This window comes from Nocardia sp. NPDC051750 (genome assembly GCF_044453135.1).
Lineage (GTDB): Bacteria > Actinomycetota > Actinomycetes > Mycobacteriales > Mycobacteriaceae > Nocardia.
Genome location: NZ_JBITCK010000001.1, coordinates 1480596 through 1494670, shown reverse-complemented (window position 1 = coordinate 1494670; position 14075 = coordinate 1480596). Strand labels below are relative to the sequence as shown.

The following is a 14075-nucleotide window of genomic DNA, read 5'->3' as shown; positions in this document are numbered from 1 at the left end:
GCAAGGACGACAAGCAGTATCGCCGCGCCACCGGGCCAGCTCCGCCGAGCTGGCCCGGCCCGTCAGGATCGGACGGCCGACCGAGCGAGCGAGCGAGCGTGATGGTGGCTGGCACCCGCCGGTCCGTGTCACGGCGTGGGGCCGGTCGGCGGGTTCAGCAGGGCGCGGGGCAGACGGCAGCCGACCTGGGCGGCGATCACTGAGTTGACATCGGTCGCCACCTCGAGTGTGGTTCCGTTGTCGGGGTTGCTGAACCATACGTCGTGACGGTCCCCGGTGTCCTGCATGGTTTCCGGAGCGGTTCGGCGCCGTCCGCGGCAGCGGGTCAGGGTCGCGGTGTGCCGGGAATGGGTCTGGGGATGATGCCGCGGGTTCACCCGGCGAGCGTGACGGTGGCCAGTTCCTTCCAGTCCGCCGCCGCGCCCACCCGCATCGCCTCGGCGAAGTCCGCCGCACCGAGGCGATCTCGTACCGTCCGCTCGACCCGGGCCGCGTCCGGCTGGGAACGGTCGCGCACCCCGTGCACCGCGGCGCTCACCGCGAGCAGCCGCGCGGCCTCGGCGTTCCGGTCCGCGCGCAGCGCCAGATCCGCGATCCCGACGACCACCTGGGCCACCAGTAGCGCATGCCCCGCATCGACCACTGCGCGGAAGGCCACGGCAAGGTGCTTGCGGGCCTCGTCGAGATCGCCGGCGAGGTAACCGAGCAGAGTGTGGATCGCCGCGGCCATCTGCGGCGTCTCCGCTTCGCTACCCAGTACGGTTCTCGCGATATCGATCTGCTCGTAGGCATGCTCGGTATCGCCGCGCCACCGGGCCAGCTCCGCTTTCGCCAGGGCCAGTTCGGCCAGTGCGACCGGCCACGCGACCCGGTCCGCGCACCGCTGCGCCTCGGCGATCGCGGCCGCGCTCGCCTCGGTATCCCCCGCCAGCCAATACAACTGCGCCTGCCGCGACAACAGTGCGACGATGTCCTCGGCCGACCCGATCTCGGTGACCACGGCGGCCGCCTGCTCGAAGAGTTCGCAGGCAGCGGCGAATTCACCGCGGGTGGCGCAGCGGTTCGCCGCCTCGGTCAGCGCGAACGATATCCCCCACCGCTCGCCGACGGCCCGGAACTCGGCCAGTGCATCCTCGAGAAACCCATCCACGTCCGGTCCGTCCCGGCCCAGAACGATCCGCATCTTGCCCATCTGCAACCGCGCCAGGGCACGGACCCAGGGGTCCGCATCGGTGAGCAGCGGCTCGAAGGCGGTAGCCATTGCTTCCGGACCGTGCAGCATACGTTCCAGTGCGGGGACGAACGCCAGCGCCGGATGACCGCCCCGGGCACCTCGGCTGAACCGGTACGCCTTCCGGATCCATTCCCCCAGCTGATTCGCGTCACTGCGGCCGGAACTCAGGAAATGCACGACCAGTGCGTACACGAGGGCCCGGGTCCCGTCGTCCACCTCGGCGGGCACGTCGGCGACGGCGGTGACGAACTCCAGCCCCTCGGCCTTGTGCCCGCCGAGCCACCAGTACCAGCCGGCGTCCGCGGCGAGCCGCATAGCCCCGGTGCCGTCGCCGGCGGCGAGCGCGCCGCGCATGGCGGCAGCGATATTGTCGTGCTCACTGTCGAGAACGGCGAGCCACTCCAGTTGGTCGGCACGGCGCAGATGCGGTTCCGCGGTGGCGGCGAGGCCGGTGAAATAGGCGAGATGCGCGCGCCGCGCCGCATCCGACTCACCGGACTCGTCGAGCCGGTCGCGGGCATACTGCCGGATCGTATCGAGCATCCGATACCGCAACTCCCCCTGCGGGGAGCCCGCGACGATCAGCAACGACTTCTCGGTCAGCGCGGTCAGTAGCTCCAGTACGTCCCACTGCGCGACCGTCTCGGTGTCCGTGCCGCCGATATCCGCGCACACCTGCTCGGCCGCGTCCAGGCTCGCACCGCCGGAGAACACCGCGAGCCGGCGCAGGACCATCCGCTCGGCGTCGCTGAGCAGCTCCCAGCTCCAGTCGACCACCGCACGCAAGGTCCGGTGGTGCGGCAGCGCGATCCGGCTGCCGCCGGTGAGGAGACGAAATCGATCGTCGAGGCGGCCGGCCAGCTGGTCGAGGGACATGGTGCGCAATCGCGCCGCGGCCAGTTCGATCGCCAGCGGGATTCCGTCGAGCGCCCGGCAGATCCGCGCCATGGTCGCCAGGGTCCGGGTGTCGGAGGTGAGCTCCTTGCGCACCGCACCGGCGCGATCCCGCAACAGCCGAACAGCCGGGGAGGACTCGATCTCGGCGGCGCCCGCGCCCGCGGCGGGTAACGCCAGCGGCTCGACCTGCCACAACGCCTCACCCGTGATACCGAGCGGTTCCCGGCTGGTCGCCAGGATCCGCAACCGCCGGCACTCCCCCAGCACCCGGTGCGCGAATTCCGCCACGGACCCGATCACATGCTCGCAGTTGTCCAGGATCAACAGCGTTTCACGGTCGCGGACCGCCGCGATCAGCCGGTCCACCGGTTCCGCGTTCGGGGCGCCACCGAGCAGCGCGTCCCGGAGCCCGAGCGCGGCGATCGCCGACTGGGCGATGGTCACCCCGCTGCCCTGTCCTTCGGGCCCGGCGCCCTGGTGACCGTCCGCGCCGGCACCTGCCAGCTCCACCAGCCAGGCGCCATCCGGGAAGTCGTCGAGCAGGGTCCGCGCGGTTTCCAGCGCCAGCCGGGTTTTCCCGGAGCCACCGGGTCCGGTCACGGTGGTGAGCCGATGGTTAGCGATGAGCTCACGCAGGGCGGCGATATCGGCGTTCTTGCCGATGTATTCGGTCAATTCGCCCCGCAGGTTGGTCTTGCGGTCGTTCTCCCGCTCCCCCACCTCGCCGCGCAGCAGCGCGACATGCAGTGCGGAAAGCTCCGGGGAGGGGTCCACGCCCAGCGCGTCGGCAAGGGTCTCGCGCGCGGTCTGATACACCGTCAGCGCCTCGGAACCACGGCCGGCGGCACCGAGTGCGCGCATCAACGCGGCGACCAGCCGCTCCCGCACCGGATTCCGGGCCACCGACTCCGTCAGCTCGGGCACCAGCTCCGCGCCCCGGCCGAGCTGGATCTCCGCTTCGTAGAAATCCTCCAGCGCGGCGAGCTGCAACCCCGCGAACCGGGTGATCACGGCATCGACAGCCGCGCTGTCGCGCACCTCGACACCCTGCATCGGCGTCCCACGCCACAGATCGAGGGCCTCACGCAGCAAGCCGGACCGCTGCGCGCCCGCACTGCTGCGCGCCCGGTCGAGAAGCTGTTCGAAGCGAACGGCGTCGACGGCGCGCGGTGCCACCGCCAGCCGGTATCCCCCCGCCTCCCCGTCGAGTGTCCCGTCCGGCAGCACCCGCCGCAGCCGGGACACCAGGGCCTGCAGCGCATTCGCCGCGTCCGCGGGGGGCTGTTCACCCCAGATCCAGTCGACCAGTGTCGCTTTCGGCACCACGCGTCCGGGTTCGAGCGCGAGCGCGATCAACAACGCCCGCAGCCGGGCACCCGGTATCTCTACCGATCCGCCGTCCTCTGCCCGGATTTCGAGCGGTCCAAGCAACCCGATCTGCACCGGACCATTCTGCCGTGTGCCGGGCGCGGCGGCCGGGCCGCCTTCGACAGCACCCGTCACAACCGCATATGAGCAGGTACAACCCCTGTCAGCGGCCGTGTCAGGCGGATGTCAGGCCGGTATCAGCCGGGCCCGCGACAGTACTCACATGAACAGCCACCGCAACGGCCGAGAGCCACTGACGGAACTCAGGGTGGACCGGGAACGCTGCATCGGGGCCGGAATGTGCGTACTGACCGCCCCCGCAGTATTCGACCAGGACGGCGACGACGGCCGAGTGATCGTCTCCGCCCACGCACCCGCTCCCGACCAGGAAGCGGCCGTCCGCGAGGCCGTCCACCACTGCCCCTCCGGCGCGATCACCGTCGTCTCGGTCCGCTAGCCCGCCGCCCACCCGGCAACCACAACGAAAAGGAAACTCGATGTCCCGCACAGTCCCCGTTCCGCACGGCCTTCCCACCGAACGCAACGCCGGTCCCTTCGACCCGCCCCAGGAGATCACCGAGCTGCGCGCCGCCCGTCCCGTCAGTCCGCTGATCTTCCCCGACGGCCACGAAGGCTGGCTCATCACCGGCTACGACGCCGCCCGGCAGGTCCTGGCCGATACCCGGTTCAGCTCCCGCCTGGACATCGGCATTCTCCACGCGCTGGACGCGACCCCCGATATGCCGGTCCAGACCGAGCCGTCCCCGCAGATCCCCGGCCTGTTCATCGCCATGGACCCGCCGGACCACACCCGGCTGCGGCGCAAACTCATCAGCGCTTTCACCGTCAAACGCATGAAGCAGCTCGAAGAGCACATCGTCGAGGTCGCCGAGCAGCAGCTGAACGCGATGGCCCAGTTGACTCCCCCGGTCGATCTGGTGCGGGAATTCGCGCTGCCGCTGCCCTCCCTGGTGATCTGTGAAATGCTCGGCGTCCCCTACGCCGACCGGGCCATCTTCCAGACCAACTCCGCCAAGTTCCTGATCAAGGACCAGCCGCTCGACGAGAAGATGGCCGCCTACGGCGCGATGATGACGTACCTGGCCGAACTGGCCGCCGGCAAACGCGCCGAACCCGGCGACGACATCCTGTCCGACCTGGCCCGCGACGACGATCTGAGCATCGAGGAACTGACCGGCATCTCTTTCCTGCTGCTGCTCGCCGGCCACGAAACCACCGCGAACATGCTGGCCCTGGGCACCTTCGCGCTGCTGGAGAATCCAGGCCAGCTGGCCGAACTGCGCGCCGATCTCGACCTGGTGCCCGATGCCGTCGAGGAACTTCTGCGCTATCTCGCGGTCGCCGATATCTTCTACCGCTACGCCACCGAAGACATCGAACTCGGCGGCGAAACCATCCCCGCGGGTTCGACCGTCGTCGTCTCCCTGCTGGCCGCCAACCACGACCCGCAGCGTTTCGACGACCCCGACACCCTCGATATCCACCGCAAGGCCCGCGGCCTGGTGTCCTTCGGCCACGGCGTCCACCAATGCCTGGGCCAGCAGCTAGCCCGCGTCGAGATGCGCGCCGGTTTCGCCGCCCTGATCAGCCGGTTCCCCACCCTCGCCCTGGCCGTCCCCGCCGGCGACGTGAAACTCCGGACCGATATGAACATCTACGGCGTCCACGAACTGCCGGTCACCTGGACCGAGACAACGGCCCGGTAGGGCGGTCAGCCGGCGCCTCGAACGATGCGGCGCAGCGCCGGAAGGTAGCGGACCAGCGGGTCGCGCTGGAACGACAGTGGTCCGGTTCTCCGCCGCCGCTGTGAGCTGATTCAACGAATGCACGCCGGCTCCGATGCCGGGAATGAGGACAACGACATACTTCGCGTTGTCCGGATTGTTCCGGGCGATCACCATCCGCCCCTCGTCGGGGTGATAGCCCAGGAGCAGAATTCGCTTGTCGTCGAGCATGGTCCACAGTCTGAACGAGACACACCGGGAGGGGTCCCGGCGAGAACCGCCGGTGGCCCCCTTCACCTGCCGTACCGACATCACGTGGCCAGGTCGTCGATCGTCCCGAACCTACGAGTCGTCAGCGGATGTGATATCGCCGGTGACGGCCGCGACGACCTCCTCCTGGAATCGCGGGCATTCGGTGAAATCCTCGTGCCGGCAAGTGAGTACGTGGGCGATCAACTGCTGCGAGGTCCGGATCCGGTCGATTTGTTCGTCGAGTGCGTCCAGGTGGGACTGCAGGATGCGGCGGCGTCCACTGCCGTCGCAGGCATCGAGGAGCTCGCGGGTCCGGGCGAGGCTCAGGCCGATCTGTTTGCTGCGCAGGATCATGGCCACGCGGGCGAGTTGTGCCCGGGTGTAGCGGCGCCGGCCACTGATCCGAGCGGCCGGGGTGAGCAGACCGACGGACTCCCAGTGCCGGAGCACATGCGGTGCGAGGTCGAAGTAACCAGCGATCTCACCGATCGAGTAGGTCTCGCCGGACGGGCTTGACTTCATGTCCACATTAACTTGCACAGTGGGTCCTGTCGTCAAGACGACGACCGAGATCGAGGAGTGGCAGATGAAAATCCGTACACCGGCCGAACTGTGGAACGCGCGCTACGCCGAACCGTTCGCGTCCTACGGCACCGAACCCAACGACTACCTGCGCACGGTCGCCGAGCGGATTCCCGCAGGACCCGTGCTGTGCTTGGCCGAAGGCGAAGGACGTAATGCCGTCTACCTGGCGGGCCGGGGTCATCAGGTCACCGCCGTCGACCTCTCCGATGTGGGCCTGGCGAACGCCCGGGAGCTCGCGGCCCAGCACGGTGTCACCATCGATACCGTCGTCGCCGACCTCACCACCTACGACTTCGGCAACTCACAATGGGCCGGGATCATCTCCATCTGGGCCCATACACCCTCCGCGATGCGCCCGGGATTGCACGCGGCCTGTGTGCGCGCCCTGCGCCCCGGCGGCGTATTCGTCCTCGAGGCCTATACACCCCGCCAGTTGGACCGTCCCGGTGTCGGCGGCCCACCGGACCCGGACGCGCTGCCCACCCCTGCCGAGCTCCGCCGCGATCTCCCCGGCCTGCGGCTGGAGCATTGCGCGGAGGTGGACCGCGAAATCACCGAAGGGAAGTACCACCACGGCCCCAGCACCACAGTGCAGATTCTGGCGATCAAACCGGAAAGCGGTGCCCCACAGCGCTGACGGAACACCCCGAATGGCCGGGTGCCCCCATCGACAGCGTCCTATGACAAGTACAACAAGATCGCGTACACACCGGTGCGACCCGGGCCTCTTCCGGATCGGGATCTCCGCGCCGCACAGCTCACTACACTGGGACGCCCCTGCCCACACGTCCCAGGAGCCCTTGTGCCCCCTGCCGAGGTGACCGTTTCGCACCCGATCGTCGACGTTGTGCTCGACCATTACCGTCCGGCGCTGGGTTCACAGGAAGTGATGTACCGCAACCACGTCTACCGATGCCTGAACTATCAGCGCCTCCTGCTCGGTGAGATCCCCGATACCGCGGCCCTGGCCTGGGCCGTCCACGACCTCGGTATCTGGACCGCGGAAACGGTGGACTATCTCGAGCCGTCCGCCGAGCTGGCCACGCAATGGTGCGACTGCCTCGATATCGATGACGCCCCTACCGTTGCCACGCTGGTTCGCGACCACCATCGGATCCGGCCGGTACGGGACGAACTCGCCGAAACATTCCGCCGCGCCGACCGTATCGATGTGTCCTACGGGCGAATCCGTGGCCGGCTGTCCGCGACAACTGTTTCCCGGGTGGTGTCGGAGCTGCCCTACGCCGGGTTCCACCGGTTCCTGGCAACTCGGATCGGGTCCTACGCACTGCGTCACCCGCGCCGGCCACTACCGATGCTGCGGTGGTAACCGGCGAGTAGACGATCCGCGCGCCCGGGCCGCCTGCTTCACACCAGCCGGCCCCGCGCCGACATCACGTGTTCGGCCAGGTCTTCGATCGTCGCCATGTCCGGATGGCTGTAGTACATCAACTCGAATCGGCGTATGCGCCACTGCACCGGGTCCGTACGGCCTTCGTCGCTGGTATCGCACAGCGCTTCGAGCCGGTCGAGGTCGAAGGGTTCCTTGCCCCGCGCATGCGCGTCCGCTTTGACGGCCGCCAGCCGTTCGGACCCCGTCATATCCTGGCGGCCCCATATTTCCGCCGCGAACCGGCGCGCCTTCTCGACGTCCATACCGCTCCCTTGTCTGCCTGCGCCCGTGTCCGTCCGGCGGATCCTCCTGCAGGATAGAGCCGGAAGTCGCGACAGGACAGCAATACCGCCACCGGACGCGGAAACCGCGCCGGTTCAGGAGGCCGGCCGGTCGAACAAACTGGGCAGAAATTTCCGCCCGCACGCCAACTCGCGGGCGAGGGTTTCGTATGCGGCGTATTCGCGGGCCAACTGCCTGCGGCTCCGCCCCTGGGGGCCGTCCAACACGAATCGGTCGTGGCTGATCGTGTACAGATGCGCCATCCGGCCGAAGATCGCCCCGAGCCCCTCGTGATGCGTCACCGCATCGGCCGGGGGTTGACCGAGAACCCGCCGGGCCTCGAGATCTATCGACAACATATGACGCTGCACCTCCTCCCAGGCGCGGGTGAAGCCGTCGGTGCCGGCCGCCGTGGCCGACAGCACCGGGGTCCGGCCGCCCGGATCCCAGGTCAGCACGACCTCGTCCCAATCAGGCCGAGCCGCTGCCATTCTGCGATGCGCCACCACGAGACCCGCCAACGGCTCGAGCATCCCGCAATCGAACTCCGCCGCGGCAGCCGCCCTGTCGAACCGGTCCGCCCGGGTGAATACCATTGATATGACCCGGCTGCTCGGGAACCGCCCGAACCGGTCGGCGTCGCTCACCGCACCCCCTTTCCGTCCCGGGCGAACCCCGCTCGAATCGCCCGGGTTGCCTGGGACGCGCTCCACGGCCGGCGACCCGATCGCCGGCACCCCTCGCAGATTGCCGCGTACAGATTAGCCATCTCCAGGGGAGAACGAGCACTGTTCGACTGTTGCGGAAAATTGAATTCTTCGTTGCGGCAGTGATTTCCGTGCGTCGGCCGGCGGGATCACCGAGTTCGAACAGGCCGATTCAGCGGTGCCGCTGCCCGCAGCGGTGTTCGATCACGGGCGAAGGATCCGGGTTGCGTTCGATACCGGCGTCAGCGGGAGCCCGCACCACTCCTGCCGGCTGTGTAACGGATACCCCAGTGGCCTTCCCAGCGCTCACCCGGTGCCAGCCATCGCAGGCCGTCGCCGGAATTCAGGGCATCCGGAGCCGCGGTCATCGGTTCCAGCGCGACCGCGAGCCCGCGGCCCGCCGCTCGCGGGAAATCCCGGGCGGTGAAAACCTGGAGATAGCGCCATGCGGCGTCGTGCAGCAGTTCCACCGTCGCCCCGTCCGGGGCAGTGAGCCGCGCGGCCACACCGGGCGCCACCCCGCCGAACGGGGTGTCGAGGGTCAGCTCCGCCAGCGGGGCGCCGGTGCGCAAGTCGTACGGCGTGCCCTCGACAGAATGCGCCGCAACAGGATTCATGCGCGTGTCGACCTCGTAGTAGACGCTCGCGGCCACCATGAGTTCGAGCTCGTCGACCGGGTTCGCACCGATCCGGAAATACGGATGCGCGCCCGTCGCGTAGGGCGCGGTCCGGGCGGAACGGTTGACGACTCCATGGGTCACCGCCAGCCCGTCCGGGCTCAGTTCGTAGCGCACCCAGGTGTCCAGCAGGAACGGCCAGCCGTGCTGCGGTGGAATGAGAGCGCCGAGGGTCACCGCGCCCGGCGCCTGCTCCCGCACTTCGTAATCGGTATTGCGCAACAGCCCGTGGATCGCGTTGGCGCGCGATACCTCGGTGATATCGAGCTGCTGACGTTCCCCGTCCAACGTCCAGACCGCATCGCGCACCCGGTTCGGCCACGGCGCCAGCACGATCCCGGCGGCCATCGGCGGGGCGGATCCGGCCGGAATCGATTCAGTCACCTCGACACCGTCCACGGTGAGACCGCGCAGCACAGCGGCCACCGTACCGAGTTCGGCGCGAACACCGGCCGCTTCCAATACGATCGAACGTCCGGTCGGGGTGAGGTCGGATGCGGTCACGCCACCAGAGTAGATTCCCGGCCCGCCGGATCGGTGCCACGCGGCGGCCCGCGGTGAGTCGGCTATCTCTCGGACCGGAGCATGTTCCCGGGGTGACGGTCCGATTACCGCCTGCCCCCGGAACAACTCACCGATCTCCCCGGCCGAGGTCCAACTGAACAGCCGAAAGCAGTTACAGACCGTTGATGATCACCGCATTACAGTCCGCGGCGGCCTGGCGTAGCGGGATCGCGGCCTGGTATTCCTCGGAGTCGTACCAGGCCCGGGCTGCCTCAGGGGACTCGAATTCCAGGACCACCGTCTGCGTGGCGGGCCATTCACCCTCGAGGACCTGCGGTTTCGTATCGACCGCCAGGACGGTCACCCCTTTGGCCATCGCCTTCGCGGCCGCTTTCCCGTATTCGGCCATACCCGCCGGATCCTTGATCGACTCGGTCACGATGACATAGCCCTTGGCCATCCTGGTCTCCTTCTCCACACTCGGGCCACAATCAGCCCGCCGCCGACGATACCCAAAACGCCATTTCCGAAATAGAGAATCCCACATCCTGGACGCGGTGCGGGTGCCGCGGAACCGTCGCCCGGCCCCGGGACGGCCGGGCGGCTCGTGGTCAGAACTTGCCGTTGCGCCGGAGCAGATGGGGCCGCAACCGGTTGAATCCACGGACGCGGACGCTGCGCAGGTGCCGGATGGTGAACTCCTTCTCGCCGTCCAGTTCCGCCGCGGCGCCGTCGTCGACCAGGATCGTGCCGGGCCGGGCGACACCGGTGAGGCGGGCGGCGATATTCACCACCGACCCGTACAGGTCACCGAAACGCTGCAGCACCGGGCCGTAGGCCACCGCGACCCGCAGCTCCGGTGTGGTACCGACGGTCATCGTGGACTCCTGGATCGCCAGGGCGATCCGTGCGGCCGCCAGCGGGGATTCGGCGGCGAACATCACTTCGTCGCCGACGTTCTTGATCACCCAGCCGCCGTTCTCCGCGATCGCGGCGGTGGTCGTGGATTCGAACGCCTCCAGCAGCGTGGACAGCTCGTCGGGGTGCAGATGCCGGGTGAGCCGGGTGTAACCGACCATATCGGCGAAGCCGACGGCCAGGGTCCGGGTCGAATCCTGGGTGGGGCCGGTCTCCTCGAGATGGCGGGTGAGGGCCGCGTCGAGGTGCCGGCGCCACGCATAGGACAGCAGGCTCTCCAGCAGTTCCACCGTCTCCGCGGTGGCCGTGCGGGTGATCTGATCGGGGTCCGCGCCAGGTCCGGCCGCGGCGACCCGGCGGTCGATCTCGTCGAGCACCAGATCCACCTGCCATTCGGCCAGCCGGGCCATGGCCTGCCCGATGGTGCGGGCGGTCGCGGCCTGCTGCCGGGTATCGGCACCGGCCAGGACACCGACCTCCCGGAAGCGGTGGATCGCGGCGATATCGGAATCGGTGTAATCGGGCGCGCTGTCGTCCTCGCTGGCCGGGAATCCCAGCGAAACCCACAGCCGGCGCGCCAATTCGGGTGCTACCCCGGCCTTTTCGGCCACCTCCAGGCGGTTGTAGCGCCGGCTGCCGGCGAGCAGGCTCGTCTCCGCCGCCGATCGAACCAGTCCGGACCTCTCCTGCGACACCATGGGCGAAACCTTACGACGTAGTGGCGACCACACGGACGGCCCGGGCAAATCGGGCGGTGATCTGCGTCATGCCGACGACAGCCGGCTGTGTTTTCGGCGCGCTGGCGCGCGCGGGTTCGGGGCCCCCTCGTGTCTCGAACCATGTGAAGTGTGCGATCCGGGTGCTATGTCGCAGCGACGCGGACGTGGGTGTACGCCGCGGGTCCGGCGGGTGCGGGCGGGATCCCGGGCCGGCGTGGTTGGGGTTCGTCGAATCTACGGCTGCGGGGTCGCTGATCGTGGCGACGTGTATTGCGGAATCGGTGCCGGACCGGTCGTCGGAGCCGCGGGTTGTGCAGGCTGCGGCGATTCGGTGCCCGGCGCGGCAGGAACGGGCCGCGGAGCATCCCGCACGACGGGAGGTTCCTGAGGTTGGGGAGCCTCGGCCGGTCGAGGAGCCCCCGCGGGACGGGACGGTTCCTCGGACGGAGTACCGGCCGGGGCACCTGAGGAACTCGGCGCGGGTGTCTCGGCCGGGGTTGCGGCCGTGGTCGGGCCGCCGGGCACAGCCGGGGCGGCGGGCGATCCCTGCGCCTGCGCCGGACGGGTAGTGGGGGCCGCCGGGCGGGCCGGTGCGGTGGCGGAACTCGGGGCCGCGGGTGCGGTCGGGACGGCCGCGGGTTCCGGATCGGCGGCCGGTCGGCCCGATGCATCCGGCAGGGGCCGGTCGGTGGGGAAGTTGATGAAGCTCGGCGCCGCCGGGTCCAGCGCCAGATGCTGGGGTTTGAGTTCGGTGTCGTTGAGCATGGGCCGGAACGCCAGCGCTTTGGGGGCGTTCGCGGCGAAGACATCGAGGCGGAGCCGGTGGCCCGGTTCGAGTACCGCCTGGGTGGGGATGACCGCGATATCGAGCGCGACCGGCTCACCGGGAGTCACCGACTGCACGCTCTCCAAGGTGATCGGGTTGAACGGCGCGGTGAGATCGCCGTTCGGCGAGCGGGTGCTGCGCGACTCGTCGATGGCGCGCAGCGAGGCGGTGAGCTGCCCGGTGCTCAGTACCCGCGAGGTGCCGTCGGGCGAGACATCGTTCACCGTCACACTCCAATACCCGTCTGCGGCGTCGTGGACGGTATTCAGGTGCACATTGATCGGACCGGACACGACGGTCCGTTCGGCGACCTCCCCGCTGGTGAAGGTGAGCGCGCCGCGCTCGGCGATCCGCGAGTCCTTGGCGCAGGCGTCGAAGGCCGCGGTGATCCCCGCCGACCCCTGCGCCGCATCGCGGGAGCACACCGTGGTCAGCCCCGGGGCCACGGTGAGCCGCGCCCTGTCCCCCGGCTGTCCGATCAGCGATCCGTCGTGCACGCTCTCGCCGGTGGTACCGCTGGGCGTGGCCGACAGGTACACCCGCCGATGCGTCATTCCGGGCTGTGGGAACTGGTCGAGCGACACCCAGCCGCCGCCCTGTTCCCACACGATCACCGGACCGTATCCGGTGATGCCGTTGTCGATATCTTTGAGCCAGTGGTCGAACCAGGCGCGCTGCAGCACATCCAAACGGGGTGGGGCGCCGGGCCTTCCGGTCCCGGCGCCCGGATTGGCGTGATAGGTGTCGCCGACGATCAGCTGTTTACGTCCCGGCGCGAGTGGGATCTCGTTGTAGAGCTTGGTGGCGCTGTTGGCGAAGATATCGTGCCAGCCGCCGTAGACGAAGGTCGGAACGGTGACCTTGCCGGGATGGCCCGTGATGCCTTCCCGGAAGGGACTGTTCTCGTCGAGTGCCGCGGCCAGGGTGGGCGGCATATCGTTCAGTGACGGGGTGAGCAGCGCTTGCGCGAGCAGGTCGTAGTTGGTCGCGGGATCGGCCAGCCGGTCGGCGAGCCACTGCCAGTCGAAGGTGCCGTTGAACATGGCCTGCACATCCGGCACGAGCTTGGCCCGGTTCACCTGGGTGAGCCACAGCGGCAGGAAGGTCACGCCCACACCGCCGCCGGGGGCCACCACATCGCGCATCAGATCGCTGCCCGGTTCCACCGGGAAGATGGCCTGCAGCGGTTCCGGGGCGTTCTCCGCGGCACGCAACTGATTGATCCCGGAATAGGACCCACCGCTCATCGCGACCCGCCCGTTGGACCACGGCTGTGCCGCCGACCATTCGATGACCTCGCGGGTGTCGAGTTGTTCGCGCGCCCCGAGGGTGTCCCACAGCCCTTGCGACTGCCCGGTGCCGCGCACATCCACCGAGACCACGGTGTAGCCGGCCCGCACCAGTTTGCTGTCCAGTCCGAGCACGGTGGCGACGGTACCGCCGTCGAGGGCGTGCAGCAGATCCTCGAATCCGCTGATCGGGGTGCCGGACAGGTTGATCCGGCGGACCAGGTCCATGGTGAACCGCTGCGCTTCGGGGTTGTTGATCGCCGAATCGATGAGGCTGTTCATCATTTTCGAGTACGGCGTCATCGTGACGATGGTGGGCAGCGGTCCGGTTTCCACCTGCCCCCCGCGCGCGGGGTGGTACACATCCGCCTTCAGCACCACCCCGTCGCTCATGCTGATGTGCACGTCTTTGTCGATATGCACATCGGGGTAGGGCTGCGGGCCGTCATGCAGACCGGTCCATTGCTGAGCCAGTTCCGCCGGCGAGACGGCAGGTGCGGTGTCCCGGTGCACCGGGTGCCGGGCGGCCTGCGCCACCACCAGGATCACGGCCAGCACAACCGCGATGACGGCCGCCGCGGCCGCGAGCACGTGAACCCGGTACAGCCGCATGAACACCCTCCACCTCATGGTTCCGGTTTCCGCGCACAGGTCCCGCCGACGATAGCAATCAGCTCTC

The 14075-nt window shown here is 68.9% G+C and carries 13 protein-coding genes; 4 read left to right on the top strand and 9 right to left on the bottom strand.

Annotated elements, in window-relative coordinates; translation table 11 throughout:
- Positions 1 to 128: 128 nt before the first annotated feature.
- Both ACIA75_RS06685 and ACIA75_RS06680 read right to left on the bottom strand, forming a co-directional pair.
- Positions 129 to 377, bottom strand: coding sequence for an LppA family lipoprotein (locus ACIA75_RS06685; protein WP_397100610.1), 249 nt, complete (start codon positions 375 to 377; stop codon positions 129 to 131).
- Positions 374 to 3574 (bottom strand): BTAD domain-containing putative transcriptional regulator, encoded by a 3201-nt coding sequence (locus tag ACIA75_RS06680; RefSeq protein ID WP_397100608.1) that lies wholly within the window; start codon positions 3572 to 3574, stop codon positions 374 to 376. The genes ACIA75_RS06685 and ACIA75_RS06680 overlap by 4 nt, the downstream gene beginning before the upstream one ends.
- Before the next feature lie 148 nt (positions 3575 to 3722).
- Between ACIA75_RS06680 and ACIA75_RS06675 the strand changes: the two genes are divergently transcribed.
- The gene (locus ACIA75_RS06675) at positions 3723 to 3956 is read left to right on the top strand and encodes a ferredoxin (RefSeq protein ID WP_397100606.1); all 234 of its coding nucleotides are present in this window, start codon (positions 3723 to 3725) and stop codon (positions 3954 to 3956) included.
- A 40-nt stretch (positions 3957 to 3996) separates the two neighbouring features.
- Positions 3997 to 5226 (top strand): cytochrome P450, encoded by a 1230-nt coding sequence (locus ACIA75_RS06670; RefSeq protein ID WP_397100604.1) that lies wholly within the window; start codon positions 3997 to 3999, stop codon positions 5224 to 5226.
- A gap of 360 nt (positions 5227 to 5586) precedes the next feature.
- Here ACIA75_RS06670 and ACIA75_RS06665 read toward each other — a convergent pair whose 3' ends face one another.
- Entirely contained in the window at positions 5587 to 6018 is a 432-nt protein-coding gene (locus ACIA75_RS06665) for a MerR family transcriptional regulator (RefSeq protein ID WP_397100602.1), read from the bottom strand.
- A 64-nt stretch (positions 6019 to 6082) separates the two neighbouring features.
- Here ACIA75_RS06665 and ACIA75_RS06660 point away from each other — a divergent pair, with 64 nt between their 5' ends.
- Positions 6083 to 6718, top strand: a complete 636-nt coding sequence (locus ACIA75_RS06660) for a class I SAM-dependent methyltransferase (RefSeq protein ID WP_397100600.1) — start codon at positions 6083 to 6085, stop codon at positions 6716 to 6718.
- A gap of 165 nt (positions 6719 to 6883) precedes the next feature.
- Entirely contained in the window at positions 6884 to 7411 is a 528-nt protein-coding gene (locus ACIA75_RS06655; RefSeq protein ID WP_397100598.1) for a hypothetical protein, read from the top strand.
- 38 nt (positions 7412 to 7449) lie between these two features.
- Here ACIA75_RS06655 and ACIA75_RS06650 read toward each other — a convergent pair whose 3' ends face one another.
- The 6 genes from ACIA75_RS06650 to ACIA75_RS06625 form a co-directional block, all read right to left on the bottom strand.
- The gene (locus ACIA75_RS06650) at positions 7450 to 7737 is read right to left on the bottom strand and encodes a hypothetical protein (RefSeq protein ID WP_397100596.1); all 288 of its coding nucleotides are present in this window, start codon (positions 7735 to 7737) and stop codon (positions 7450 to 7452) included.
- 114 nt (positions 7738 to 7851) lie between these two features.
- On the bottom strand, positions 7852 to 8289 hold the full coding sequence (locus tag ACIA75_RS06645) for a hypothetical protein (RefSeq protein ID WP_397100594.1): 438 nt from the start codon (positions 8287 to 8289) through the stop codon (positions 7852 to 7854).
- Positions 8290 to 8705: 416 nt separating this feature from the next.
- Positions 8706 to 9644 carry an aldose 1-epimerase family protein gene (locus ACIA75_RS06640; RefSeq protein ID WP_397100592.1) on the bottom strand — a complete coding sequence of 313 codons (939 nt, stop codon included), beginning with the start codon at positions 9642 to 9644 and terminating at the stop codon, positions 8706 to 8708.
- A 172-nt stretch (positions 9645 to 9816) separates the two neighbouring features.
- On the bottom strand, positions 9817 to 10104 hold the full coding sequence (locus tag ACIA75_RS06635; protein WP_397100589.1) for a DUF1330 domain-containing protein: 288 nt from the start codon (positions 10102 to 10104) through the stop codon (positions 9817 to 9819).
- Between the two features lie 151 nt (positions 10105 to 10255).
- Positions 10256 to 11260 (bottom strand): adenylate/guanylate cyclase domain-containing protein, encoded by a 1005-nt coding sequence (locus ACIA75_RS06630; RefSeq protein WP_397100587.1) that lies wholly within the window; start codon positions 11258 to 11260, stop codon positions 10256 to 10258.
- Positions 11261 to 11515: 255 nt separating this feature from the next.
- Positions 11516 to 14026 carry a CocE/NonD family hydrolase gene (locus tag ACIA75_RS06625; protein WP_397100585.1) on the bottom strand — a complete coding sequence of 837 codons (2511 nt, stop codon included), beginning with the start codon at positions 14024 to 14026 and terminating at the stop codon, positions 11516 to 11518.
- Positions 14027 to 14075 lie beyond the last annotated feature (49 nt).